The 25343-nt window shown below is 46.6% G+C and carries 16 protein-coding genes, 3 tRNA genes and 1 pseudogene; 8 read left to right on the forward strand and 12 right to left on the reverse strand.

Features of this window, described 5'->3' with window-relative positions:
* The 3 genes from DMB44_RS04010 to DMB44_RS04020 all read right to left on the reverse strand — a co-directional run bounded on the left by DMB44_RS04010 (position 1) and on the right by DMB44_RS04020 (position 4573).
* Positions 1 to 1251: a Glu/Leu/Phe/Val dehydrogenase gene (locus DMB44_RS04010; RefSeq protein WP_110641067.1), complete on the reverse strand. Its 1251-nt coding sequence runs from the start codon at positions 1249 to 1251 to the stop codon at positions 1 to 3.
* Between the two features lie 83 nt (positions 1252 to 1334).
* A complete protein-coding gene (gene leuS, locus DMB44_RS04015; protein ID WP_237265284.1) occupies positions 1335 to 4019 on the reverse strand; it encodes a leucine--tRNA ligase in 2685 nt (894 codons plus the stop codon).
* A gap of 5 nt (positions 4020 to 4024) precedes the next feature.
* A complete protein-coding gene (locus DMB44_RS04020; protein WP_110641070.1) occupies positions 4025 to 4573 on the reverse strand; it encodes a pyruvoyl-dependent arginine decarboxylase in 549 nt (182 codons plus the stop codon).
* 148 nt (positions 4574 to 4721) lie between these two features.
* On the opposite strand from DMB44_RS04020, the gene DMB44_RS04025 reads away from it, so the two are divergent.
* Positions 4722 to 5651 (forward strand): 2-hydroxyacid dehydrogenase, encoded by a 930-nt coding sequence (locus DMB44_RS04025; protein WP_110641072.1) that lies wholly within the window; start codon positions 4722 to 4724, stop codon positions 5649 to 5651.
* Positions 5652 to 7190, forward strand: a complete 1539-nt coding sequence (locus tag DMB44_RS04030; RefSeq protein WP_110641074.1) for a thiamine pyrophosphate-binding protein — start codon at positions 5652 to 5654, stop codon at positions 7188 to 7190.
* An 18-nt stretch (positions 7191 to 7208) separates the two neighbouring features.
* On the opposite strand, the gene DMB44_RS04035 is transcribed toward DMB44_RS04030, so the two are convergent.
* A complete protein-coding gene (locus DMB44_RS04035) occupies positions 7209 to 8162 on the reverse strand; it encodes a Gfo/Idh/MocA family protein (RefSeq protein WP_110641076.1) in 954 nt (317 codons plus the stop codon).
* A 248-nt stretch (positions 8163 to 8410) separates the two neighbouring features.
* Here DMB44_RS04035 and DMB44_RS04040 point away from each other — a divergent pair.
* The 4 genes from DMB44_RS04040 (at position 8411) to DMB44_RS04055 (ending at position 10720) form a co-directional block, all read left to right on the forward strand.
* Positions 8411 to 8483: transfer RNA gene (locus DMB44_RS04040), tRNA-Asn, on the forward strand.
* A 1-nt stretch (position 8484) separates the two neighbouring features.
* Positions 8485 to 8558: transfer RNA gene (locus DMB44_RS04045), tRNA-Ile, on the forward strand.
* 497 nt (positions 8559 to 9055) lie between these two features.
* Complete coding sequence (locus DMB44_RS04050) at positions 9056 to 9997, forward strand: hypothetical protein (RefSeq protein WP_110641078.1); 942 nt, start codon at positions 9056 to 9058, stop codon at positions 9995 to 9997.
* A 99-nt stretch (positions 9998 to 10096) separates the two neighbouring features.
* A complete protein-coding gene (locus tag DMB44_RS04055; RefSeq protein ID WP_237265285.1) occupies positions 10097 to 10720 on the forward strand; it encodes a DUF998 domain-containing protein in 624 nt (207 codons plus the stop codon).
* 168 nt (positions 10721 to 10888) lie between these two features.
* On the opposite strand, the gene DMB44_RS04060 is transcribed toward DMB44_RS04055, so the two are convergent.
* The 3 genes from DMB44_RS04060 to lysA all read right to left on the reverse strand — a co-directional run bounded on the left by DMB44_RS04060 (position 10889) and on the right by lysA (position 16367).
* On the reverse strand, positions 10889 to 11623 hold the full coding sequence (locus DMB44_RS04060; RefSeq protein ID WP_110641080.1) for a hypothetical protein: 735 nt from the start codon (positions 11621 to 11623) through the stop codon (positions 10889 to 10891).
* Entirely contained in the window at positions 11620 to 15042 is a 3423-nt protein-coding gene (gene smc, locus DMB44_RS04065) for a chromosome segregation protein SMC (RefSeq protein ID WP_110641082.1), read from the reverse strand. Before smc ends, DMB44_RS04060 begins: the two co-directional genes overlap by 4 nt.
* Before the next feature lie 119 nt (positions 15043 to 15161).
* Positions 15162 to 16367, reverse strand: a complete 1206-nt coding sequence (lysA, locus tag DMB44_RS04070) for a diaminopimelate decarboxylase (RefSeq protein ID WP_110641084.1) — start codon at positions 16365 to 16367, stop codon at positions 15162 to 15164.
* A gap of 223 nt (positions 16368 to 16590) precedes the next feature.
* Here lysA and DMB44_RS04075 point away from each other — a divergent pair, with 223 nt between their 5' ends.
* Complete coding sequence (locus DMB44_RS04075; protein WP_110641086.1) at positions 16591 to 18363, forward strand: APC family permease; 1773 nt, start codon at positions 16591 to 16593, stop codon at positions 18361 to 18363.
* Positions 18364 to 18375: 12 nt separating this feature from the next.
* Here DMB44_RS04075 and nth read toward each other — a convergent pair whose 3' ends face one another.
* From nth to carA, 3 genes are read right to left on the reverse strand one after another with little or no spacing between them, the layout of a single operon-like run.
* Positions 18376 to 19020 carry an endonuclease III gene (gene nth, locus DMB44_RS04080; RefSeq protein ID WP_110641088.1) on the reverse strand — a complete coding sequence of 215 codons (645 nt, stop codon included), beginning with the start codon at positions 19018 to 19020 and terminating at the stop codon, positions 18376 to 18378.
* On the reverse strand, positions 19017 to 22163 hold the full coding sequence (gene carB, locus DMB44_RS04085; RefSeq protein ID WP_110641090.1) for a carbamoyl-phosphate synthase (glutamine-hydrolyzing) large subunit: 3147 nt from the start codon (positions 22161 to 22163) through the stop codon (positions 19017 to 19019). The genes nth and carB overlap by 4 nt, the downstream gene beginning before the upstream one ends.
* Positions 22147 to 23190, reverse strand: a complete 1044-nt coding sequence (gene carA / locus DMB44_RS04090; RefSeq protein ID WP_110641092.1) for a glutamine-hydrolyzing carbamoyl-phosphate synthase small subunit — start codon at positions 23188 to 23190, stop codon at positions 22147 to 22149. Before carA ends, carB begins: the two co-directional genes overlap by 17 nt.
* 937 nt (positions 23191 to 24127) lie before the next feature.
* Here carA and DMB44_RS04095 point away from each other — a divergent pair.
* Positions 24128 to 24200: transfer RNA gene (locus DMB44_RS04095), tRNA-Asp, on the forward strand.
* A 144-nt stretch (positions 24201 to 24344) separates the two neighbouring features.
* Here the strand turns inward: DMB44_RS04095 and DMB44_RS09770 are convergent.
* Together DMB44_RS09770 and DMB44_RS09275 are read right to left on the reverse strand one after the other, a co-directional pair.
* Positions 24345 to 25040: pseudogene (locus DMB44_RS09770) on the reverse strand (tyrosine-type recombinase/integrase); the annotation flags it as partial.
* Positions 25041 to 25140: 100 nt separating this feature from the next.
* Positions 25141 to 25314: a hypothetical protein gene (locus DMB44_RS09275; protein WP_153280129.1), complete on the reverse strand. Its 174-nt coding sequence runs from the start codon at positions 25312 to 25314 to the stop codon at positions 25141 to 25143.
* Positions 25315 to 25343: the final 29 nt, after the last annotated feature.

The raw sequence follows: 25343 nt of genomic DNA on the forward strand, positions 1-25343 counted from the left end.
TCACCACATTCCTCTGGCCTTCATTGCGTCAGCTACTTTCTTGACTGATACAACATACGCAGCCGTCCTAGGATTCACCTTATAGCGATCCATAGCATCAAAGACATCGTGCGCCGCCTTGGTCATCTTCTGATCAAGCTTCTTATATACGTCATCAGCGGTCCAATATTCGCCATAGTTGTTCTGAACCCACTCAAAGTACGACACTGTGACACCACCTGAGTTTGACAGGAAATCTGGAAGATCGAGTATTCCGCGCTTGAAGAGGATCTCATCAGCTTCAGGTGTTGTTGGTCCATTTGCCAGCTCAAGAACGATCTTTGCCTTTATCCTGTTCGCATTTTTTCCGGTTATCTGCTCCTCTATGGCGGCAGGTATGAGAACGTCCACCTCTGATTCCAGGAGTTCTTCATTCGTGATCGGAGTGGATCCAGGAAAACCGACGACGGATCCTGTCTTCCTCTTGTGATCAAGCAGAGAACTGTAATCTATACCGTCTTTCTTGAATATTCCGCCCTTCGTATCAGATACGGCCACGACCTTTGCACCGAACATCTCCTGAACAAACTTGACCGCGAACTGCCCTGCATTTCCGAAACCCTGAACGGCCACGCGCGCCTTTGAAAGATCGAGACCGATCCTCTTTGCACCCTCCCTGAGAACGAACATTCCACCCTTTGCGGTGGAGTCTCCACGACCTTCGGATCCTCCTACCTCGATAGGTTTTCCGGTTATTACGTTTGGAGCACTGTGCCTCACTATATTTTCGTATTCATCCATCATCCATGCCATGATCTGTGGATTCGTATAGACATCAGGTGCTGGTACATCGACATCTGGTCCTATGAAATCAGCGATTGCCCTTATATAACCACGGCTGAGCCTCTCCAGCTCACCCTGGCTCATGGATTTGGGATCGCAGATCACTCCACCCTTAGCGCCTCCAAAGGGTATGTCAACTATAGCGCATTTCCATGTCATCCATGCGGCCAGAGCCTTTACCGTTGAAAGGGTCTCCTCCGGATGATACCTTATACCACCCTTGCCAGGGCCTCTGGCGGTATTGTATCTGACCCTGAAGCCTGTAAATACCTTCACCTTACCGTCATCCATCTTTACAGGTATGCTCACCTGAAGGATCTTCTCAGGCTGCCTCAGTATCTCCAGAGCCTGCTCATCCAGCTTCAAAACTGCGGCCGCTTTCTCAAGCTGCTGCAAGGCCATCTCAAAAGGATCCATGCTTTCCGGCATATATGTCACCTTATTTTTAAATATTTAAATACATGTAGACATGCATTAATAATATATGAAATTAATTATCTTGGCATTTTTAATCATGAAATATATATGACCGGTTTGCCGGGAAGTGCAATTTTTCCGTTTATGACATCGCCCCTCTGTATCCTTATGGGACAGCCTATCTCCTTGGATATGTAAACCTGATTCCTCTGGAGGACGTCATACTCATCGAAACCGTAGATCATTATGTCCTTTCTGCGCTTCACCAGATACTGCATGTATTTCTTGGACTGCCCTGAAACCGAATTGTTGAGAAATTCCTGGGCAGCCCTCATGACATCATCATTTGCAACCGTTATTTCAACGGATTTTGGCTCCATGCCGGTGACCTGAACTATATTTTTGATGTCCTGCAGCACCCTCTCAACATAATCCATGGCATTATACATCTGATCGCATGTCATTGCGAATTTCCTGACTATGCGTTCGTATCTGTCCATGAAGTTCTCTTGGAACGGATCCACGGACACGTATGTATCGGAGACATACATGTGCCAGTATTCCTCCGCATGATGTGGTATGACAGGCATCAAAGACCTGATCCAGTCAGCGAGTACCGGTGTAATAGCTCTGTTCACATCTCCGCCTCTGGATGCAAGATATTTCAAATCGTTCAGAACCCCGTAGAATATGTTGATGTATGCATCCCTTATCTGATATTTATCCATGCTCTCGAAGAACTGCTTAAGCCTCACTGCGAACCTGGCTACGAACCATGCCTCATAGAAGTTTAGATCAGATTCGTCAGCCTTGAATTTTGAAAGTAAATCCTTGAATTCATTGAATCTCCTGGTTATGCCTGCCAGATCTGTTTCATTCCAGTCCATCGTGGACGATATATCCGCCTGGACTGCCACATAAAGCCTATATATATCGGCTGAATATTTTTTCGTTATTTCCAGAAGCGATATGACGTTGCCCTTGCTCTTGGAGATCTTAGCGCCGTTCGAAACCACAAGACCAGATATTATGAGTCCAGCGGGCCATTTTTCCTTAGGAAATATGGCGGCATGGTTGAGAACATAGAAAGAGAGGTGATTGGATATGTGCGGAATGGCCGTGAGCCTTATATCTACAGGATACCAGTAACTGAACTGCTTCTTGGCCTCTTCTTCTTTGTCGTTCAACGGAGATCCTTCCAGAAATATTCTTGTCATGACCTCATCGTTCAGGTCGCCTTTGACGTATAGATCCCTAAGCTGCAGAGAGTTTGTGTAAACAGCTGGATATATGGTCGAATCGGAGAGAGATTCGATCACCCATCTGTCATCGAAAGGCAGTTTTGTTCCGAGTCCCCTTCTTCTGGCGCAGGGACGTTCACGCAGCCAATCGATCGCGTCGTTCATGACGCTCCTGTATAATTCTGGATGCATCACCATGGAATTTATCATGCTGTGGCCTAGATCCTTGAGCCATGTCTGGGAATAATCCAGAAACCACTGATCCGGAAGCACCGCTACGATGACCTTCGATCCAGATCTAGTCACCGCATGCCTTGACGTCTCGTAGAATATGAACGCATTTCCATCATCTATGAGATCCTTTTTCACCGCCTCTCGGGCCTCACGGACAGGCATACCTGTATAACTCCCTGAGTTGATCAGCTTGCCGTAATAGAACTCATTCCTGTAGAGATCCCTCGTTGCCTCCTCGCGCCCTTCATCTGAATTCAAATCGTATTTGGCCTCTATATCCACCATTTTGATGGGCGCTTCTATCACGACTGGGAATTCATGCCCCCTCTTCTTTTTGTAATAAACGTAATCGTATACTGAATGTGATGGGACAGAGTACACTATGCCAGTCCCGTTATCCGGATCCACAAAATCGGCCTGATACACCTTGACCTGCTTCTTTGTTGGGGTCTCATAGGTGTACTTCTGTATCGTAGCTGTACTGATCTCTCCCAGCAGATCGACATCATCCCTTTGGAATTTCAGCTTGGTGAGACAATTCTCGGAGACGACAGCCTCACGACCTGCTATACGGATCTTAACGTATTTTGCGTTCGGATTGATCCACAGATTTGTTATCCCGTATATGGTCTCTGGCCTTAACGAGGCGGCGATCAGATCGAAGGATCTGCCGTGAAAGAATATCGCGGTATATTCCTCTATCGTGACCTTATCGGTGTCTCCGTCCTTTATGTCGTCCTCGCCAACCGCATTGTCATCATCCAGGCTGTAGAGTATTGGATATTTTCCCTGCTTTATCAGACCCTTGTCGTTCAGTCTCCTGAACTGCCACTGCACAAACTTCTGATAGAATTCATCAGCGGATGTGAAACGCCTGCTCCAGTCTATGGAGTATCCGAGCCGCTTGAAATCGTTTATTATGGCATTGGAAAAGTAATCTGCGATATTTTTTGGATCCTTGAAACTCTCGATTATAGAATCTACATCCTTTTCTCCATATTCCTGAAGATACGATCTGTAGAGATCGATCGTGGCCCTGTCTCCTACCCTTATCCTTTCTGAAAAGGCTAATATCGGCGTACCACTCTGGTGGAATCCCATGGGAAACAGCACATTATAATTTCTGGATCTCTTGTATCTCGCTATGATGTCTCCAAGCGTATATGTCCTGCCATGCCCAACATGAAGCGATCCATTGGTATATGGCCACGGTACCGTTATCATGAACTTCTTCCGTTCATCTATCTTCGGGACAAATATTCCGTCCCTTTCCCAGGCATTCTGCCACTTCGTCTCTATGTCCACGGTGATCACTCCACTATAAGAACGGCGGCTGCCACCACGGTGGTCCACTCACCCGGTTCGAGAACAACAGCAGTGGATGATATTGAACCGGTCGTGAGTATCTTATCCTCCAGCACGTATTCCTCCTTCTGCTTATCATAGGCAAGCTGTGCCGACGATCCTATGGTTGATGCAAGCATCTCGGCCGCAAGCTTCTCGGCAAATGATCCGGCCGCCTTCTCCGTCTCTCCGAAACTGTGGTGCTCGCTAAGATATCCCCATTTGCTCCTGTCACGAGGTATCGCATATCCTATTGCAGCTGATATCATCCTGTTCAGCTCGTTAGATGTGTTTCTAGCCAGCACTGTGAACAGTATCTGACCTGGATTCAATTTTTTCAGTCCCTCTTCCCTGGTTATCATCTGTGCATGTGGTGGAAAAATGGAACTGATGCTGGACAGGTTATAAGGAGCTATACCTGCATCTCTAAGAGCTGCCTCGAATGATACAAGCTGTGTTTCTCCCCTCCCCACGCCTCTCGTGAAGAAGATATGCGTCGGCACAAATCCTGACATAGAAAACCGATATTCTGCGTTCTTATATTACTTTTGATCGACATTTCATCCACAGCGATTGCAAATTTTTCAGCCATCATCTCGAAGGATAGATGACGGGATGCCGCTATCCGGCAAAGTATATATATTATATAAAACTTATTTAAATATGAAAATACTGGTAGTGGTACCGGAATTTCTTCCGTTGGATCAGATAAAAGCTGCCGTCTCAACGATATCCTCCGATCTTGATGTACGCAATGACACTAACTTCGAAAGAAGTGATGCAGAAATTCTCATCGTCACGACGTTCACCCCCGTAAACGCCGAACTTTTGAAAAAAATGCCAAGATTGAGATTCGTGCAGGTTGCGAGTATAGGATATGACAACGTAGATCTAAACGCCATGAAAGGAAACGGAATAATCGTTTCGAATATACCAACGGCTAGCGCTGACAGCGTTGCTGAGCATGCGCTCTCCATGGTACTGTCTCTGCTGAAGGATCAGAGATTTCTGGATTCGGAGATCCGGTCTGGCCGGTGGCCAAAGATAACGAGATCGACGGATCTTATGGGCAAGACGTTTGGCATCGTTGGAATGGGATCCATAGGCCGTGCGCTGGCATCCAGGCTTCTACCGTTCAAAACGGCCATCATCTATTATGATATTAAGAGGATGAGCGAGGCTGAGGAGGAGGAATACGGTGCAACGTATGTCGATCTGAATAGATTGCTTTCCGATGCAGATATCGTTTCCGTTCATGTGCCACTTACCGAAACAACGAGACATCTCTTCAACAAGAGCAAATTCTATCTTATGAAGGACGGATCAATATTCATAAATACTTCAAGAGGTGAGGTCGTTGTGGAGAAGGACCTCATTGAGGCTATAAAGAAGAAAGGCTTAAGGGCGGGTCTTGACGTTTTCGAGACGGAACCGCCTGATCCCAAATCAGAACTTCTGAAGCTTGACAACACCATACTCTCACCGCACATAGCTGGCGTGACCATTGAAAGTCAGATGCGTTTCTTCAAGGAAACCATCGCAAACGTCATGCGCTACATGCAGGGATATGAACCAAACTTCAGGGTGGCCTGAATGAAGGGATACAAAATATTCGGGAATGTTCTCAGAGATTTGAAACTCTCACCGGTTCTGGGTAATCCTGGAACAACTGAACTACCCATGCTGAGAGACATCTCAAACTATGTGCTCACGCTTCATGACGGAATCGCGGTGGGCATGGCTGATGGGATCGCCCTTTGGACAAGGAAGCCTGTCCTCGTTAACCTGCACACAGATCTTGGATTGGGAAATGCCATGGCCTTTCTGATGACCGCAGCAAGGAACCACTCCCCCCTGATAGTCACGGCAGGACAGCAGGATCAGAGACATCTGGCCTACGAACCGCTTCTCTCCGGAAATCTGACGGAGATGGCCGATAACTTCGCAAAATACAGGACAGAGGTGAGAAAACCAGATGACATAGCCTATGAGATCAGAAAGGCGTATCAGATAGCTGAAGAGCCACCGAGGGGCCCTGTATTCCTTTCATTTCCCATGGACGTCATGGAGGCGGAAGGATCATACGTATACGAAGATGTCGCGAGATCGACTCACAATGTGATGGACGAAGACGATGTAATAGCGGTGGCAAACGCTATAAATGATGCCAAGAATCCTGCCGTGATCTTCGGATCGGAGATCGATGAATTCGATGCCTTCTCAGAAGCCATGGCCTTTGCGGAGAAACTTGGTTGTCCTGTCTATTCGGAGCCGTTGGGAAACAGATCGAGTTATCCCTCAGATGATCCGCATTACGCGGGAGAACTTTATCCTGCAGCAGCTCTTGTGGATCTGGACCTGATGCAGTACGATCTCCTTCTCTTTATAGGATCCGATCTCACGCTGTATCCTTATACTACGGATCTAATACTGCCCGGTAAGAGGAAGATAGTCATAGGCCTCAACAACAGACGAATGATAGGTGAAACGTATCGGGCGAATCCAAAGATATTCCTTGCGAGAATACTGGATCTTGTGCACAGAAAGTGCAATTTCAGACGTAGCAGGGACTATATGAAGCTCACGGACGCAGTCAGGGATAAAAAGAAGATGGGGCAGAAATACGTCTCATACAGGATATCGAAGTATTTCAGTGATTTTACCATGATGGATGAAGCAATATCTGTTTCAGAAACACTCAGACATTACTTCGGATACAGGCCAAACGGTTACTTCACTGCAAGGAGCGGACAAATAGGATGGGCGCTGCCTGCATCTCTCGGCATAGCGATGTACAATCCAAAAGTTGTAACTGTGGTTGGTGATGGGTCTCTCATGTACTCCATACAGGCGCTGTGGACGGCAAAGCATTACGGAATACCACTCAAACTAATAGTTCTGGAAAATGGCGGATACAATATTCTGAGGAGCTATGCCATGTCCTATTTTCCGGAGATCAGTGATGCTGAATATCTCAGGCCAGAGATGGATATAGAGAGCATCGTATCATCGTATGACATAGACGTGCGTATTGCCGATGCTGAGCTGAAGGAACTTGAGTGGCTGAGGTCAGGATCTGATCAGAAGGCTCTGATCGTGAAGATGGACAGATCCATCCCAAGCATGTTCTGATCAATCCTCATGGAACCATCATCTTCTGTACATTTCAAGAACAACATCAAGATTCCTGAGGGCATTTTCCGGTGGATATGGTACATCGATATCCTTCTCCACGCTTTCTATGAATCCACCAATTTCGGATTCATAGACGTCCTTCCATTCTACATTAAGCATCGTGCCGTTCAAAACTGGAGGATTGAGCACCGTGCGGATCTCGTCTGGTTTCATGAGGCTTGATCCTGCCATCTCATATATAGATCCATCTGTGCCTATGACCTCATACGCGGGAAGTCTAGGTGGATCCTGGTAGCTCCATGAATAATAGAAAATGCCGTATGCACCGTTCCTGAATGTAAAAAGCGCAGCTGTATTGTCCTCGCCTTCCAGAGAGGTTCCGCCTTTATAGTTATGGCATGAAATATCCTTCCATTCTCCACCGAAGTCGAGGAAAAGTTCAAGAAAATGGACACCTCCGTCGATCAGAGATCCTCCCATCATCTCGCTTCTCCTGCTCCTCCAGCCCGGCGCATCGTATCTCTGCTGATCCCTGACGATGATGGTGCGTATAGATCCTATCTTACCATTTTCGATGGCCTCCATAGCCCTCTTGAACGAGGGATCGAAGAAGAACTGTTCCGCGACCATGAATTTCAGATTCCTCCTTTTGGACTGATTGATGAGTTTGATGGCCTCATCTATCCTCCCCGTTATTGGCTTCTCTATCAAAACATGCTTTCCGGCTTCAAGCGCCTTCATGGCTACTTCATAGTGAAGATGGTGAGGCAGTACTATGTCCACGATGTCGCTGTTGCTGCTGAGAGCCTCAGTCAAGTCAGAATAGGTACCATGTATACCATAGTCCTTCCGGTACAAGTTAAGAACCTGATCATTTCTATCATATACTGAAAAATCAAAGCCAAGACGCCTGTAGGTTTCTGCATGTACCTTTCCAAATCCGTTGCCTCCAATGAGAAGTATATTCATAACTCATAGGAGTATTATCTTATATATTATTCTTTATGCATAGATATATAGCGATAAGGCTGTATATCAACGCATGATTTCGCTAGGCATAGTCCAGACAGCCCGCAAAAGCACATGGGGACAGCGTCATGTATAAATACGATGGATCTATAAAGTGTGGAACTAAGGCATGGGTTATTGATTGATGAGGCTTCAGACCCATAGTTTGACGAAAAAGTTAAAAGCAAAGTAGCTCTATCGGTCTTAGTGCCGCTGTAGCTCAGTTGGTAGAGCACTCGGCTGTTAACCGAGCGGTCATCGGTTCGAGACCGATCAGCGGCGTGGGGATGTAGCTCAGCTAGGCAGAGCGCCTGGCTCATAACCAGGTGGTCGTCGGTTCAAACCCGGCCATCCCCATACGGTTATAAGTTTAAGGATTCTTCATAAGCTATCATTTTTATTTACATCATTTATGGCCTTTCCAGAAGATCGAGAATATTTAATGATATGGCATTTTTGAAATAAATAGGATCGTTAAAATTGAATCAAGAAAACGATGTTGAATCATACAGGGGAAAGGAGACCTGATAATAGCGTGAGCAGCCATCGCTGTAGTTATTTCCACATCAATCGATTTTTACGATATATACCCAATATAAAGGAAATGACAACATATCAAACCTATTTTTCAAATGGATCGATAAGCTTTCTAATTCTGCATACTTTTCCTGAGATGATCCGTATCAACGACGCTACAGTGATCTTTGAAGATGGATCATGCGAATTGCCTGATACTATACGAATAGGCTGAGGTTTGCTATCTCTGCAGGCATTAATTCTGATTAAATAAATGAATCTTCAAACAGCTATGCTATCCATAAGGAATTTAATATAGTAGAAATCAATAAATTATCATGCAGTTGATCGACATCGATCATGCACTGGATATGGATCTTGTGCTAAAACTGAGAGAGGATACGCCGTTCATAAAATCATCTGCAGATCTGGACTTCAGGATCCCGGTTATGATTCATAATATCGACGGAAAACTTATGATGAGTGCTTTTTTTCCAAAGTTCAAATCGGGAAAAAAGATCAACATCAATCTGAGTGCCTTCAATCCCATTGAGAAGGAAGATATGTACGTGGTTGACGAGAGGATAAACAACATCCATGGATATGAGATAATAAACGAGCTGATCAATGCGCCATCATGCGTTATGAGCAATGCTGATATTTTCAGAGGAGACCTGAATGTTTATCTAAGATTCCACAGTTCGAAAATTGAAAAGATTTCAGATCTGTTATCAAAATACATAATCCATGGCGATCATTCAAGAATCGAATACTTGGGTCCAACCATAGGCATTCAAGAAATGCTGGAGCGTTTGGACTCCGATTACGGTCTATCTGTCGTTTCATATGTTATGCCGCTGGGTGATGAGGAAAAGGAAATCGCCAAAGAATTATCATCGACACCATTCATAGGTGAGCTCAAGAACGATTCGGTTCAGAAGAACCGTATTGAAACGATCATATATATACAGAAATCTAGATTGAACAGGCATTTCAGCCAGCTACTGACTCCAATATCCGAGGAAAGCGGAATATTTGAAGCGATAATCGAGAGCAAGAACGTCTCGGAGATCAGGAGAATATCAAATAATCTGCATATACCTAGGTTCAGATTTTTCTTCAAACTCTACAAAGATATGCTTGAGATAGATACATTCCTGCCTTCATCTTCGCTCTACGATTATTATACGGAGATATTCAAACTGGTGCAGAGGATTGATGATGGAATATATGTAAAATATATTTCTAAATACAATCAGGATATATGGAAATATATATGACAATTTCACATTCGATTAGATATATGTAAAGTAGTTAGTTAAATTATGATTTATACAAAAGGGAAATATTTATATTAACTTATATGAATACATTTTCGAATGAATACAATGAAAAATGAACAAATGCCTCCAGCCATTCTTGGCATAACCGGAATCGCAGGCCCAATAATAGCCATATCCTTCATTCTGATAGACGTCGGAGTGAGCCCTTGGTTCCTGTGGTCAAGAAATGCTCTCAGCGATCTTGGGGTACATCAGTACGGATATCTTTTCAACTCCGGCCTGATAGTAGAGGGTATACTTAACGTGTTCTTCGTGATATCTTTGAAGCGGATCGGCATAGCCAGATATGTGCAGGCAATGATGATCGCCTCCGGTCTGTCGCTCGCGATGGTTGGCGTGTTCAATGAGCACTTTGGCTACCTCCACCTGTTATTCGCACTGATATACTTCATACTCTTCCCTGTCTCCATAATTATTGCCAGTGCTTCAGCTACACTTCCCGGATCCCTGAGAATCTATGGTATTGCAGGATCTGCCACGGCCATCGCTGTTATAATAGTTGGTATAGGTTTTGTCTTCCATTTCGTAACCATCAAGAACGTTGGTCTTGCTGTACCTGAATTCATTGAAGCCGTGATCCTTGCACTGTGGTCTATCTTCGCCGGTTTAGTTGTCTATGGAACCGACAAAAATAAAGTTTCTAACAGATCAGTATCCTGACGCAGCATCATCTTCCACAGATCTTCGAATACATGGACAATCCCTTTTTCCTACAACTTCGTGAAACAACAGCCATGAATAGCGAAAAAGAGATATCGTTTAATTGACCGACGGAGGCTATATATAGAAGAGAAATTAATTAGCAGTACGCATCTGAGGCGAGACAAATCAAGATAATTTTCTTATGATCACATCACCCTCTGGATCGTCCTGTATCAGCTCTATACGGCCTTTATTATGCAGAAATAGCGAATATAAGAAGAATGAGGCCTGATCCCTTCTGGTGCTGCCCCATACCTTCGACATTGGCACTGTGTCCGATGGATAGGCATCGATTATGTCCATCACCCTGGCCATCTCGTCCTCGGGATTATCCCTGTTTAGCTTCTCTACGGAAAATGATACAGGCAGCGTCTTCTGCCTGGGTGAATGTTTCCTTGTGAGGTTCTGCCTTACCTCATCTATCACCTCAATAAGTGAAACTGGCCTTCTGACCGGGACTGATATCACAGGAGTCAGCTCAATCGGTTCTATCGCCCTAGGCATATCCTGAACCTGGTCTTCTAGAAAGTCTGATTCCTCCTGCATATCATCCTTCACCGAGAGATCCGACTTCCTGTGTAAGACATACCATGCCTCCGCTAGAGCCTTGCCGGCAAACTGAAAATCAATGATCTCTCCCTCAGTGAACCTGATCATTATCTCCGAAAATTTGGTCAGATCAACATTCCATGGATCGATGAGCCCGTCTGCGCACATCTCAAGTATCTTGATCACGGCCGCTTTCGACGGATCCATGACCTTTCTGGATCTTATCGATCTCTCAAGATCCCTGTAATATTCGGCCTGATCCTCATCGGACGACTGGATAATGAGATCCTCTATGATCTCCTCGATATTCATGATACAGCCTCCAGCGAACCGTCAAAGTGCTTTATGAAAACGAACGATTCGCCATTCACGCTCGTAACGCCTATCGCGTTCGATGCATAGCTGAATACCAGGGATTTAAGCGATATTATTATGGTCTGAGACTCTCCGGCATTCTGGCTTATCATCTTTATCATATTCTCGGCGTTGTATCCGTCTAGATACATATCAACCTCATCCAGAAAGTATATGGAACTGGGCATGAGTATCTGAACCGCAGTTATGAAGGAAAGGGCAGCCACGCTTTTCTCCCCACCGCTGAGCGCCTGGATCTTTACCGTTGCCTTATCCTTCGGTGTTACGCTTACCTCTATTGACGATGTGAGCGGATCATCGCCCACCATCATGAGACTGGCTGAACCCCCATTTATTATACCATAGACGTAGTTCATCTTCTCGCTTATCTCGGAAAACGTCTTCATGAAAACCTCGCGTTTTCTCTGGTTCAGCATTGCAGTTGTATCCTCGAGCGCCTTCTTCTCATTCATCAGTTGTTCGTGTTTCCTAATGTATTCTTCAAGATCCTTCTCGGCCTTATTGTACTCATCGTAGGCAGCATGATTTATCTCACCAAGATCAGACAATGCGTTCTCGATCTCCAGTTTCATAGAAGACAGATCTCCAGAAACAAGATTTGCGCCCGTGTATGAGGACAGCGACTGATCGAGTGTCGATATGCGTTCCTCTAGAACGCTGATCTTGATCTTCAGTTCGTTTCTCATCTCGTTCTTCAATTCTACGCTGGCCCTGGTATCGTTGATCTTCCCCTCGATCTCCCTCATCTGCCTCTCCGCTTCCTTCATCTGCGCAGAAAGATCGCCGTACTTACCCTCAAGGTCGTTGAGGACATACTGGTATTTCTTCGCTTTCTCTTCGAACTCCTTCTTCTCCTTTACGGACTCTTCTATATCTGCAGTAATGGCATTTTCCTGAAGTTTCGTATCGACCATCTGATCCTCGGCATGCTTCCTCTCGCTGATCAGAATGTTCCTCGTGTTCATCGCTTTATTAAGATCTGAGTCTATATTATCAAGCTCGGATCTCGCTGAGTTCAGATCTGCGGAGATGTCCCCCATCTTCTTGAAGAAATCCGGATCGACCCTATCATACAGATCGTTCAGGGCTTCCTGATATTTATGCAGGTCGCGCGTCTTATCGTCTATGAGGCGGGTATCATTTTCAACAGCTGATCTCTTCAGCTTCATCTCCTCATCGATCTTACTTATCTCAGCTATGATCTGCGAAAGTTCATTTTTGGATCTTTCAACCTCCCTCTTGATCATCTCCTGCTCCTTCATGATCTCTCCGGATCTTCTCGATGCCTCGCTCATTTCGTTGAACGCCTGATCAAGTTCCCTCTTTATCCTTGATCTCTCCTCCGTAAGGGACGAAAGCTGCACCTTCATGCCCTCAAGTTCATGCTGTATTCTGGCTGCGGAGGCATAGTCCGATGCATAGTTTCTGTAACCGCCCGTGATCGAACCGCCAGGATCGAATATATCACCATCCAGCGTGACCAGACGGAAGACACCCATCAATCTCCTTCCGGCATCGATATCCGCAACGAGTATCGTATCACGAAGGGCATAGTAAACGGCAGATCTGTACTCTTCCTCGAAATCTATGAAGTCAATCAATACACCAAGATATCCAGGATCCTTTGATATCCTGCTAAGATCCCGATCTATGGAATTCTTCCGAAGTTTGTTGAGAGGTAAAAAGGTCATGGGAGATATCTTTCTCTCCTTGAGCAGATCGATGCATTCCTTCGCGACCTCATCATCCCTCACAACAACAGCATTGAGTCTCGATCCGCCGGCGCTTTCAACTGCTTTCACATATTTTTCACCATAAGATATGAGATCCCTGACCAGACCAATTACGCCATCCACGGACCGCTTCAGCATTTCAACGTTCTTCACATATTCCGGAACTCTGCTTGATGCTGTCCTCGCGGCAGCCTCCTTCTCAGCGATCTCACTCTTCAGATCGGATATCCGATCGTTCATCTGATCGTATTTAGCCTTGAGATCATAGTACTTTTTGCTGTATTTTCCTATATCCTCTGAAGATTCCTTTGCCTTCCATTCCGAGGTGCGGATCTTCAGATCAAGATCCTCCTTTCTCTCCTCCAGCCCAGATCTCTTCTGCATAAGTGCAGCTATATCTGCATTTGTCGAAGATATCCTGTCCCTGATACGTTCGATCTCAGACTCAAGATCCTCTATCTTTTCCTGGTACTCCTTTGATTTTTTGCGGGTCTCAGCCGCATCTATGGCCTTTGCCTGCGCCATGCTGAACAGATCATCGTATTCCTTTTTGATCCTTTCATATCTTTCTTCAAGCAATTTCCTTTTTTCCTTCTTCTCCTGGATCTGCGCATCCAGATCATCTATCTGTCTGTCCAGCCTATCCCTATCTCCTTCGTATTTTGCTATTATCTCCTCGAGCTTTTCGATATTCCTGTTCTTCTCCTCTATGGTGCCACGGATCTTGGCTATTTCTACCTCCACCGCGTGAAGATCCGTTTTGACCCTGTTCATTTCACCGCTGCTGAGTTCATCGATCCTCTTCGCAAATTCCTCCCTCTTCGATCTGGCAATTTCTAGGCCTTTCTCCAGATCTACACGTTCATTCTCCAGCCTTGATATATCTGCAGTAAGTTCTGATATCTGAGATTCTATGGTGCGTTTCTGCCTCTCCGCCGTGTTTCTCTGGGACGTTATCTCTGTATATTCTATATCGCGCTTCCTCTTCACAAGATCATCGTATCTTTCCTTGCGTTCCTTTTCCACACGCAGTCTCTCAAGATTCTGTTTCTTCTCCTCTATTATACTCTGATTTATCTCCATATTTCTGCTGACGGCTTCGATGTCATCTCTGACCTTTTCTAACTCAGCATCAAACTGATCGACGCCAGATATCCTCTCCAGAAGCTTTCTGCGTTCCTGGCCAGTGTAAGATATGAAATCGTTTATATCTCCCTGGAGAACAAAGCTGTACGTCCCAAAATTGATGCCCATGGAGGCTAGTGCATCATCGATCTCAGACAGCTTCGACCTGACGCCGTTCACAAAGTAATAGGACTTCGGCTCATCCTCTATAACCAATTTGCGTTCTATCACCAGCGTTCGACCGTCGTCATTTTTGAATGTTACGGAAACGCTGCACTCATTTCCTGAACCCTTGCTCACGAGATCTAAGAGTCTGTCCGCCCTCACCGCATGTATCGATTTTGTACCAAGAACAAATAGAAGCATGTCGCCTATATTGCTCTTACCGCTTCCGTTGGGGCCGCTTATCACGTTGAGACCCTTAGTGAAATTTATCACCTTTTTCTTGCGGAAGGATTTAAAATTGTACGCTTCTATCCTCTCTATGTACGACGACAAGTCAGACCTCCTTATGACATTATCTTGAGACTATATAAATATTATGAAATCATTTTATTGCATTCATATGTTTTTCTCTGAATGCCCTCATTTCCATCTCACGGAGACACCACAGGATCTCATACAACCGCGGAGAGAAAGTCAGAAAAATCCTCTCTTCTCCGTATCAACCTATCAGTACCGTCCTCCATGATCATGACCTCTGCAGGCCTCGGTCTGCCGTTGTATCTGGAGCTCATCGAATAAACATATGCTCCCGCGCACAGAACCATCAACCTGTCGCCTTCCATGACCCTGTATGCTATTTGCCCTATGCGATCTGTATTCTCGCAGATCTGACCTGTAACGGTCATCTCTTCGCCTTCAGTCCTCTCAGACAGCGGCAGGATCGTATGTCTCGCTCCGTACAGTGCTGGCCTTATGTTGATATTCATACCAATATCTGTACCCACAAAACCATTGTGAACATCGTTGACCGTACCAATTATGATGCCGGCGTCTCCCACAATATACCTTCCAGGCTCCAGCACAAGGTGGCCAAATCCGTGCCTGGAAAATTCATCGGTCGTCATCGATCCAAGTGAAGCTATATCCAGATCCTTATCAGCGCTTGAATATGGAATTCCAAGACCCCCGCCTATATCGACAAATTCAAATTTTACTCCGGCCTCCTTTGATATCCTATCTGCAACCTTAAAAAAGCTGGAATAGGCTTCGTAAAGCTGCAGATGATTCCGGTTGTTCGATCCGATCATCATGTGTATTCCGAATTCTGAGGATCCGTCTTCCCTGGCCTTCTCATAGGCCAGGACGGCCGAATCAGGGTCCAGCCCAAATTTGGTATTCGATCCGCCGGTTGTGATGCCACCGAACTCACCCAGGCCAAACCCTGGATTTATCCTGAAGGAGATCCTTTCCATCTTTCCACGCATCTTTGAATACTGCGTGAAGCTGTTGAAATTTATCGTGATGCCTCTGTCGTATGCAAACTCAAGATCGCGCAGAGAAGCGTTATTGGGGGAATACAGTATATTTCCCGTATCTATTCCTGCAAAGATCGACATTGAGATCTCGAATGGACTCGCCGTATCCGCCCCCGAGCCCATGCCTCCAAGAAGCTCGATTATCCTCGGATTGTCATTTGCCTTCACAGAATAAAATATACTGGCCTCAGGAAAGGCCTTTTTTAGTCTGGTAAAGTTATCCCTTATTCGCCTGGCCGAGTACACGATCACTGGTGTGCCGTATATATCCGCAATCCTGTCCAGCGATACGCCGGAAATCGTGGATCTTGATCCATTATCAAATATATCGAAGACACCCATACTTCATCGCCCATCCAGCCGAAGATATACGGATTTATAAAAAAAGGAATGCTCAAACATTGCTGATAGATCGACGATAATAATATAAAATCTTTGTGAACGGATTCTAGTTTGCATATGGTACATCCATGACCGACCTCCTCCAGCACCTCACTTTATTCTTTATTACGATATTCGTATCAGCAATTCGAAAATTTATATATGGCCATGATATTACGATAAGATGAATCAAGATACGAACTTCGTAAATGGAAAACTAAGAAGAAGTTTGGGCGTCTGGGATCTCTTCTTTCTTTCCATAACCGGAATGATAGGATCCGGATGGCTCTTCGCTGCGCTTGATGCTGCGGACTATGTTGGGCCTGCATCAATCTTCACCTGGCTGATCGCCGCGCTATTCTTCTTCATCATTGCGCTGACCTATGCCGAACTGTCGGGCATGATTCCGTATTCAGGTTCCATCGTGAGGTTCAACCAGTATTCACACGGATCCATGTCCAATTTTCTCATAGGATGGGCCTATCTCATAGGCGCGGTGTCTACGGTTACCGTTGAGGCTATATCCGTTGTGACTTACACGTCCACATATATGCCTCAGTTCTACAACAGCAGCCTCGGTGTTCTGACCCCACTTGGCATCCTTGTATCGATAGTGCTGATAGCCTTCTTCTTCTTCGTTCAGTTCATAGGCGTCAACGTCTATGGCAGGATCAACACCATAATGACTGCATGGAAGCTTGCAATACCCATCATAACCATAGCCCTCATAATGTCTCTATCCTTCAATCCCAGGAACTTCTATGTCGCACATGGCTTCCTGCCCTACGGGTCATCCGCCATATTTGCGGCGCTGATACCCAGCGGCGTTGTTTATGCATTTGAGGGGTTCAGACAGGGAATAGAGTATGCCGGCGAGGCTAAGAATCCGCAGAGAGACGTACCAATAAGTCTGATAGCCGCAATGCTTGCGACCATAGGTATATACGTTGCGCTGGAGATAGCCTTCATAGGATCAATAAAATGGGGTATCATCGGCATAAGCCCTGGCGACTGGTCTGCACTCAGTAAATCCTCATGGGCATCAGGACCGTTCTACTATGCAACCCGTTATTCCGGCGTGGCCATACTTTCAGTCTTCGCAGTGGTCATTCTGATAGACGCATTCATATCCCCATTCGCATCTCTTGGCGTCTACGAAGGCACGTCAGCCAGATCGTTTTACGGAATGGCAAGGCTAAACGTCATACCAGAATTCTTCGGTTCCATACATCCAAAGTTCAGAACACCATGGGTTGGACTGATATTTACACTGATACTGTCAACGCTGTTTCTCGCACCGTTTCCCAGCTGGTATCTTATCGTTGGGATCAATGCATCGTTCACGGTCTACGCATATCTATCTGCCGGCATAACCAACACAGTCATAAGGAAGAATGCACCTGACATCAACAGGCCCTTCAAACTTCCGTTCGCATCAATACTTAGTCCGGTGGCCTTCACCGTCGCATCCATGCTCGTCTACTGGTCGGGCTTTTCCATAGTGGATTTCTTAATACTGATCGTGTACGCCGGGTTGCCTTTGATACTCCTGAGCAAATTCAGGGAGAAGATCAACCTGACGATGATGAACTCGATCTTGATATCCGCCGTATACTGGATCCTGATTGCGGTCATAGGATACTTCGGGTACACCGGCAGGCTGCCCTTCGTATATTACTGGACCATGCTTTCTGCGGTACCTTCAGCCACGTTCCTGTACGCATATGTTCGATCGAGATCGGTGGAGATCGTCTCGTCGGTATGGGTCATCGTTTACAACATAATCCTTGGAATCGTATCCTATTACGGATCACTGGGCACAGACGTCATAGGATACCCATACGATTACCTGATCTTCGCAGTACTGAGCATTGGAATATACTACCTTGCAGTTCGCACCGGATACAACACGGAGGATCTGAAGAATCTGGTCGCTTTCGGCCCCGTGGCCGAGTGACCTAACCATTTTTTATTTGCCAGAACGTTCTGAATAGAACTTGCAGTATTCTGATACGGGACAGCGATCGCACAGCGGCTTTATTGGTCTGCATATCGCCTTCCCGAACTCAACCATCATCGGGTTGAAACCTATCTGTATATCTTTTGGTATCAGATTCTCCAGATCCACAGAGGTCTCCTCCGGTGTTCTGGCTGAAGACCATCCTATCCTATGCGATATTCTGAAGACATGCGTGTCCACGGCAATTGATGGCACATGAAAGCCTTCCGCCAGCACCACCTTGGCAGTCTTGAGACCTACCCCTCGAAGCGAGGTGAGATCATCGATACTTTCCGGAACCTTCCCACCATAACGATCCCTGATTATTCGTGCTATCTCAACTATCTTCTTGCTCTTCACACGCCAGAATCCAACCTTCCCAATTATGCGTCCAACATCTTCTGGATCTGCATTAGCAAGGCTATCCACGTCCCTGTACCTTTCGAAAAGGGATCTGGCGGCTGCATCCGTGGTTTCGTCCTTCGTTCTCTGCGAGAGAACCGTGGTGATGAGCATCCAGAATGGATCTGTGAAGACAAACCTGTGTGCAGGAACGGATCTCCTTATCCTCTCCACCATTTCTCTTATAGCATCGGGACTCCTGTTATCCTTCAAGCTTCCACCCGCAGATATTCGCTTATCTCCCTGTATTCCAGCCTGACATCTCCAAGAGAATCCGCATAAGCCCTTGCGAGATTAACGTTCATGATCAGGGGAACGCCTCGCATTATACAGAGCCGTCTTATTCTAAAACCATCTCTGACCGCTCCTGTGCTCATCTCCGTGGTATTTATCACCATATCGATGGCACCTGATGAAAGTAGATCGAGGATCTTAGGTTCCCTTCTGTCCCTTATCCTGTACAGCGTCTGCGCCTTGATGCCATGATCCCGGAGATATATGGACGTTCCTGCGGTTGCGTATATGGTTATTCCCTTTTCCTGCAGGATCCTTGCTGTTTCAAGGATCCTTGGTTTATCCTCGTCCCTGACCGTTATCAGGACGGATCTCACATCCTTCTGCAGGCTCTTTCTCAGGGCCTCAGGCAGCGTTCTCCCAGGATACATGGCCTCCCCCGTTGACTTCATCTCTGGACCGAATACAACGTCCATATCCTGGAATTTAGAGAAAGGAAAGACAGATACCTTGACAAAATAGCTGGATGCTTCGATTCGCATTGGACGTAGCGGACTGCCCATCATGCATTCGACCGCAAGGCGAACCCAGTCCATGCCAGTGGCCTTGGATATGAAGGGCAGCGACCTGCTGGATCTTGCGTTCAGCTCGATGACGTAAACGTCTTCACCCCTTACGGCTATCTGCAGATTTGAGAGACCGATGAGCCTGAACTCCTTAACCAGGCTTTCCACTATCCTTTCGATCCTTTCCCTTACCCTCTTATTCACCATGTCTGGACCGTATATCATCGTGGCATCTCCAGAATGTACTCCAGCCTCCTCTATGTGCACCAGCACTCCGCAGATGCTGTACGATGATCCGTCCGATACGAAGTCCACATCCATCTCAGTCGCATTTTCAAGATATTTGCTGACAAGAACGTTCCTGGAGACCGCGAAAATTTCCCTTGCCCTCTCTGCAAGATAATCCATGTCGTATATTATCTCCATGGATCTGCCACCTATCACATGGCTGGAACGCAGTATAATTGGCAGACCGAGCGTCAGAGCCTTCTTAACAGTGTCGTTCTCGTTCTCAGCAATGGCAAAGGGCGGTTGCAGTATCTGAAGAGATTCCAAAGTTCGTGAAAATACTGTTCTGTCTTCAACCCGCTCAATGTCTTCTGTGGATGTTCCCAGCACGATGGATCTACCAAGTATATCCTCTATCCTTCTGGCTATATTCTGGCCCGTCTGCCCTGAAAACTGCACTATCAGCCCGGAGCATGATGTCTTAACTATAACGTTAACGATGTATTCGGGCGTGACAGGCTCGAAGAAGAGCGCATCAGAGATATCGAAATCCGTGGAAACAGTCTCTGGATTGGAATTCAGCATTATGCTCTTATAGCCCATATCGCGCAATGCAAGTATTGCCTTCACAGATCCGTAGTCAAACTCGAGTCCCTGAGCTATCCTGTTTGGACCGGATCCTATTATCATGACAGAGTTCTTCAGATCCGGAATTTCATCCTCATCCTCATAGGTTGAATACATATATGGGACGATGACCTCGAATTCTCCTGAGCATGTGTCTATCCTCTTGTAGACTGGCATTATGTTTTTATCGATCCTGTAGCGGGTTATATCATCGGCCGGGATCCCGCAGAAGCTCGAGATTATCTCATCCGGTATACCAATCTTCTTCAGCTGCATCAGATTCTCAGGTATGTGACCCAGATCTATGTTTCTTAGAAGCCTCACGATGTTGTTCATCTTGTGTATGAAATATTCGTCATATCCTGACAGGCGTGACATTTTCTTTATGTCGAAGTTCCTGAAGAGACCCTCGAACACAGCGAGCATCCTCCTGTCATTGGGTTTCTCGATGAGGGCCCACAGATCATCGTCCTTCAGACGCAGCCGTATGGAGGTTGCGAAGGAGTTGTCAAGGCTGGCCATGGCCTTCATCAGCGCCTCCTCAAATGTGCGACCTATACCCATGACCTCGCCGATGGATTTCATCTGCACGCCTATGGTGCGATCAACCGAGAATTTATCGAACGGCCATCTGGGAATCTTAACGGTTACGTAGTCCAGCGAAGGCTCGAAGGCAGCATAGGTATTCTTGGTTATTGGATTCACGATCTCGTGAAGACCATAGCCCGCTGCTATCTTTGCCGCTATTCGCGCTATCGGATATCCTGTGGCCTTGGATGCCAGCGCTGAGGATCTGGATGTTCTGGGATTGACCTCAATTATGTAGTATTTTCCCTCAGACAGCGCAAACTGTATATTGCATGCACCCTGTATACCAAGTCCTGATATTATGCGAATGGCAGAATCTCTCAGCATCTGATATTCGATGTCGCTTAGCGTCTGCGAGGGCGTGACCACTATGCTCTCGCCTGTGTGGACACCCATTGGATCTATATTCTCCATGTTGCAAACCGTTATACAGTTTCCAAAGGAATCGCGTATGACCTCGTACTCTATCTCCTTCATACCCTCTAGAGATTCGTTGACCTCAACGTAATCAACATCGAAGGATCTGAAGATACTCTCAGCCATGGATCTCAGAGCCTCCCTGTTACGTGCTATGTTTCCACCCGTACCTCCCAGTGAAAACGATGTCCTGACTATGACCGGTCTGTCCGGAATTGCCGCGATATCATCCTCAAAATTCTCTCTCCTTATCTTATACCGCGCAGGTTGCGGTTCATTCAGCTTCAGAAGGAATTCGTAGAACTTCTCCCTGTCCTCCGCAAGCTCTATGGATTCAACTGGTGTACCAATGATCTTTATGCCGTATCTGTCCAAAACGCCAGCCCTCTTAAGCTTCACCGCAAGATTAAGCGCAGTTTGACCGCCCATATGCGGTTCTATGGCGTCTATATTCTCCTTCTCTATGATGCGTTCTACGGCTTCCACCGTTATGGGCTCAATGTAAACCCGGTCAGCAATGCGGTGATCTGTCTGTATCGTTGCGGGATTTGAATTGAGCAGGACAACGTAGTAGCCCTCCTCGCGAAGAGAGAGGCAGGCCTGCGATCCTGAATAATCAAATTCGGCTGCCTGCCCGATCACGACCGGACCGGAGCCTATCACCAGTATCCTGTGGATGTCATCTCTTCGCGGCATCTGTTCTCCTCCTCATCTCTGAAAAGAACCATCTTGTGTCATGGGGTCCAGGCGACGCCTCAGGATGATACTGAACGGCCATCATCATCTCGTCCTCTATCATCTCTACAGTACCATCATTAACGTCTCTTTCCGTGACGTGGAAATCCCTTATCGTGTCTGGATCGACTGCATATCCATGGTTGTGCGTGGTTATGAATACCCTTCTGCCGTCGCTCACCGCATGGTTTGATCCCCTGTGGCCGAACTTCATCTTGTACGTCTTCGATCCATAGGCAAGCGCTATTATCTGCAGACCGAAACATATACCGAATACAGGTTTTCTTCCCAGGTTCTTCCTGATAAATTCTACCACTGGCTTCAGCGATGGGTGTTGCGGATCGCCAGGTCCATTGGAGACGAAGATCGCATCATAGTGATCTATGGAATCAAGATCCGAATCCGGCGACGCCACGGTGAGAGAGAAGTAGTTGAGCATCATATCGCGAAGCGTCTTCTTAGAACCTAAATCGATGAAAAGTATGCGTTCTTCACTGCCACCCTTAATATTCCTGATGCCCGTGCTGTCAAGTGCCTTTGTCACAAGATTCTCGTTCATAGGATCTGGGAAGTCGTTGACTGCCTCCGGATCATCGGTTATGTAGGCCTTGAGAACGCCTCCCTGTCTTATCTTTCTGACTATGAACCTGGTATCTACACCGTCTATGGCAGGAATACCCTCGTCCCTCAGAAAGCGATCGAAATCCCCTCCGAGAGGGCCTGCCGGCAGCTCCATATGGGCATCTCTCGTGATCACCCCGGATACCTTCACCCTCTCGCTCTCCATGACGCCTTTGTGCAGTTCATAGTTTGAAATGGTGGGAGAGGCAAAGACCAGTATCTGTCCAACGTAGGATGGATCGGTCAGGCTCTCAAGATAACCTGTCATTGACGTTGTGAAAACGAGCTCTCCATATCCGGTGACGGGAGAACCGTATCCAGAACCAACGATGACGGCCCCGTCCTCGGTTATCAAGTATCGCTTCATTTCAACCTTTTCCTCGGGTATTGCCTATCATTTAATAAATTTTGCATGATTGCGCTATAGCTGGGTTCATTCTTCCCTGATCTTCAGTATCTACTCGTAGGGACCAACAAGGCTAAGGATTCTCCAGATGATCGTAACGATCCTGAATCCATGCACGAAGTCCACAGCATAGGCTGGATCTATCGAGACAAGCGCACCGTAAAGTATGCCAGATATAGGCGCCTTCGAAATGTATGTCGCAGTATGATTGATGCAATAATTATGACGAAAAGCTGTCCGAGGGACCGCATCTTTCCTAAGAAGCCGGTTACTATGTCGGAGAATCTTGGATCAATGGAGCCCATGCTTGCATGCATCCCTGTCTGCATGCAATCTGTATACGCTTTCACCCGCAATACTTGAGGCAGATTGCAGAGGCGTTCATAACCAGTACCTGACTGGCTTTAGTATGGAAGTATCCTGCTCGGCTTCTATGAAGGGCTTATCCTCAGGACTTTCCATATCTCTCATCTTCCCATCAAAACATATATATTTCTCGCGATTCATCTCATCCTAAAGGTCGGAGCATTTTTGCTCTTTCTCGCAATATCTGAGCTTCGGAATGGCAAAATACGATGGCGCTGGATCGAAAAGGTGTCAGGAACGAACCGATAGAGATTGTCATGAGTATGAGACCTCCTCTCAGTGGATCCGCTTCGCCTGAATCCGGAATCTATCAGCATTCTTATAATTGTGCTGCATAGGGAATTTCTCCTTTTTGAGAATAATAAATGACACCTAGATATTTTCATTCGGTTGATAATCTTTGGTTATGCATGAGCGATTTAGGAAATGCATAGATGCAGCTAAACGGTCAGCTAAGAGGGGGCCATGGAAAATGGCCTGTTAAAAAATATTTAAGTAAAAGGTCTCAATTAGGTCTTACCTCTTTCAGAATGCCCCGGTAGTGTAGTGGCCTATCATACAGGCCTGTCGAGCCTGTGACATGGGTTCAAATCCCGTCCGGGGCGCTTATGATCCTTCGGGTTCGCAATCTTTTCGGTGGGTCCAAAGTCAAGGTCTATCCTGCGAACCGAGGAAATTGCGTCTTCCACAGATTCCTGAATGTACTCTTTGGTCGTCTCAAACTTCGCATGTCTCATCAGGATTCGTATCCTTTCCAAGTCGATCCCATGCGTATATAGGTATCTAGCGAAGAACCGTCTAGCGCGGTGCGCAGAGAAATCGATGCCCGCCTTCTCTGCTATCTGATGGATCTCCTGTCTTATCCCGTTGTATGTCATCGGCTCCCCCATCTGATTTGTGAAGAGCCTGTTCGTACCGTTGGACACCCTGACCTTCAGGTAGTCGCTTAGAGCCCTGGATACGGACGGCATCAGGTAAAGCTTCGCTGCCTTCTGCCCCTTCCCTATGACGTCTATGACGTCGCCGTGTATGTCGTCTACAGTTAGCGACGAGAGCTCTGCGAGCCTTGCGCCGGTTTTGAAGAGCAGCTCTATGATGAGCACCTTCCTCTGCTTTGTATACCCGAACGTTTTCGCGGCTTCAATGAGAACGGAATAATCGTCCCTGGACGCGATAGGTCTGTTGAGGGTGTGCTGCTCTCTGAAGAACTTTATCTTAGGCTGGTTCATGTAGACTAGAACGCGGTTGTAGGCCTTGATGTACGTGTTTATGGTGCGGTCTAGAACGCCCCTTTTCCTGCTCTCGCGTATCCATGCCCTGAACGAGTCCCTGTCCTCGAGCTTAATCCCGTTCCTCTCCAGATAGCGAAGGGATCGCATGGTGTTCGCTATGGTCTTCGGCTTGAAGTTCTCGTACAGCCAATCCTCGAATGCCTCCATGTCCATCAATGCACCACCCTTATGATGTGCCCGTCTCGATCCTTCCAGTACTCGGTCACGCGGCCTGTATTAAGATCTAATTCGCTGTAGACGTATCTATATTCCATCACTCCACCCCCTTCCTGTCCGGGTTCCTGGCCCTGTGCTCCTCAATGAGCGTGCTTATGGCTTCGTTCAGGCTCCTGGCCTGCACCTCAAACCTGAACCTCTGGAGTGCGGCATAGGTCTCCCGCGAGACGGAAACCTGAGGGTATTTCTTTGAGGGCATCTTTATCGTCATTATCGATACACCTCTCCTGCTAATAAGTT

The sequence above is a fragment of the Thermoplasma sp. Kam2015 genome, from assembly GCF_003205235.1.
Classification (GTDB): domain Archaea; phylum Thermoplasmatota; class Thermoplasmata; order Thermoplasmatales; family Thermoplasmataceae; genus Thermoplasma.

Excerpts from the sequence above, each read along its gene's own strand:
- DMB44_RS04010 (WP_110641067.1), bottom strand. The coding sequence starts at position 1,251 with ATGCCGGAAAGCATGGATCCTTTTGAGATGGCCTTGCAGCAGCTTGAG.
- DMB44_RS04020 (WP_110641070.1), bottom strand. The coding sequence starts at position 4,573 with ATGTCAGGATTTGTGCCGACGCATATCTTCTTCACGAGAGGCGTGGGG.
- DMB44_RS04025 (WP_110641072.1), top strand. The coding sequence starts at position 4,722 with ATGAAAATACTGGTAGTGGTACCGGAATTTCTTCCGTTGGATCAGATA.
- DMB44_RS04030 (WP_110641074.1), top strand. The coding sequence starts at position 5,652 with ATGAAGGGATACAAAATATTCGGGAATGTTCTCAGAGATTTGAAACTC.
- DMB44_RS04035 (WP_110641076.1), bottom strand. The coding sequence starts at position 8,162 with ATGAATATACTTCTCATTGGAGGCAACGGATTTGGAAAGGTACATGCA.
- DMB44_RS04050 (WP_110641078.1), top strand. The coding sequence starts at position 9,056 with ATGCAGTTGATCGACATCGATCATGCACTGGATATGGATCTTGTGCTA.
- DMB44_RS04055 (WP_237265285.1), top strand. The coding sequence starts at position 10,097 with ATGAATACAATGAAAAATGAACAAATGCCTCCAGCCATTCTTGGCATA.
- DMB44_RS04060 (WP_110641080.1), bottom strand. The coding sequence starts at position 11,623 with ATGAATATCGAGGAGATCATAGAGGATCTCATTATCCAGTCGTCCGAT.
- lysA (WP_110641084.1), bottom strand. The coding sequence starts at position 16,367 with ATGGGTGTCTTCGATATATTTGATAATGGATCAAGATCCACGATTTCC.
- DMB44_RS04075 (WP_110641086.1), top strand. The coding sequence starts at position 16,591 with ATGAATCAAGATACGAACTTCGTAAATGGAAAACTAAGAAGAAGTTTG.
- carB (WP_110641090.1), bottom strand. The coding sequence starts at position 22,163 with ATGCCGCGAAGAGATGACATCCACAGGATACTGGTGATAGGCTCCGGT.
- carA (WP_110641092.1), bottom strand. The coding sequence starts at position 23,190 with ATGAAGCGATACTTGATAACCGAGGACGGGGCCGTCATCGTTGGTTCT.
- DMB44_RS09275 (WP_153280129.1), bottom strand. The coding sequence starts at position 25,314 with ATGACGATAAAGATGCCCTCAAAGAAATACCCTCAGGTTTCCGTCTCG.